Here is a 360-nt window from a genome sequence, read left to right on the forward strand (position 1 = left end):
TGTGATTTAGCCCAGTCTATAAAGGTTTTTCCTGTAAATTCTGGCCCATTATCGACCCGTATTTTTAATGGATACCCATGATATTTAGCCATTTTATCCAGATAACGGGTGATCTTGCCAGCGGGTAAACTGACTGCAATATCAATGCCTAGCGCCTCACGATTAAAGTCATCGATGACATTGAATGTCCTAAAGCGACGTTGATTACGGCTACTGTCACTCATAAAATCCATTGACCAATATTCACCTTGTTTATTGGGGACGAATAACCTTTTCGGGCATCGTGGAGGAATACGTTTTTTACGCTTTACCCTGAGATTAAGCTTTAATTCACAATACACCCGATATACCCGTTTATGA

At 40.3% G+C, this 360-nt stretch carries 1 protein-coding gene; it reads right to left on the reverse strand.

The annotated features are described in order from the left end of the window. The coding region (locus GQ589_RS11975) for a DDE-type integrase/transposase/recombinase (protein ID WP_160426485.1) at positions 1-341 on the reverse strand (341 nt) is incomplete at its 3' end. Positions 342-360: the final 19 nt, after the last annotated feature.

This window comes from Gilliamella sp. Pas-s27 (assembly GCF_009795865.1).
Lineage (GTDB): Bacteria > Pseudomonadota > Gammaproteobacteria > Enterobacterales > Orbaceae > Gilliamella.